Here is an 896-nt window from a genome sequence, read left to right as displayed (position 1 = left end):
TGTTCAGCTATACGACGCTGTCAGAACTCGACGCAGCCCATAAGCGAAGTGAGGTCGAAACCGAGTTGATCGGTGCTCACTGGCTTGCTTGTGAGATGGCTCCACGAGACCAGTTCTAACTCATGAAATTCACGTAACGATTATCACGTATTAGTTACTCTCACTTACTATGGGGTTATTCAGTTCAGGAGATGATGACTTGGGTGATTATGAGTGTGAGCCACAGGGAGAATACGTCACAAAAGCTCGAATTGAGAAGGTAGAAGATATCTTAGATGAGGGCGAGAAGATACACTATATAACCCGCGGATCAACCGTCGACGTTGAAGGGTCATCTGCTGGGAAATCATTATTCGGCGACGATAGAAGTCGCAAGTCTGGCACACGAGGGTACGTACGAGCAGTCTACACTGATAGCCGAGTAGCAGTAAAGATTCCTCAGTGGTTGGGCTCTGATGAGCGGTCTGTACCGTATGAGAGCATAACTAGTGTTGATCTGGATACTGGACTTGTTAATAAGCGCGTTTCCCTCCAGACGCCTGGGCAAACCTACCATATTGAAGTCCAAGAGCCAGGTAAAGACGAAGTTCGAGAAATTGTGTCGTTCATCAGGGAGAAGATTAACGAGGTAAATCAACCAGACACAGTCGTGGCAGAGTCAGAACCAGACCCACTTGATCAGCTGGACAAACTTCAAGAGCTTCATGAGAAGGGTGTCGTAGACGATGAAGAATTTGAAGAAAAGAAACAATCTCTGCTTGATAAGGTGTAATACGGATTATGTTCAGTTTTCAGATAGAACACATTAAGTAGCTAAACGGTATGGAAGAGTCGACCGGATAACGGTTACACGGCCGGGAACCTACTCCTCTTCACAGGTGGCCCGTGCCCGCTTG

The 896-nt window shown here is 47.0% G+C and carries 1 protein-coding gene; it reads left to right on the top strand.

From position 1 onward, the window contains the following. Positions 1–169 precede the first annotated feature (169 nt). A complete protein-coding gene (locus ACFR9S_RS13750) occupies positions 170–772 on the top strand; it encodes a PH domain-containing protein (RefSeq protein WP_074854664.1) in 603 nt (200 codons plus the stop codon). Positions 773–896: the final 124 nt, after the last annotated feature.

The organism is Halolamina salina (assembly GCF_042678005.1).
In the GTDB taxonomy this organism is placed as follows: Archaea; Halobacteriota; Halobacteria; order Halobacteriales; family Haloferacaceae; genus Halolamina; species Halolamina salina.
The sequence above is the reverse complement of the archived record's forward strand: the minus strand, read 5'-3'. Positions and strand labels throughout refer to the sequence as shown.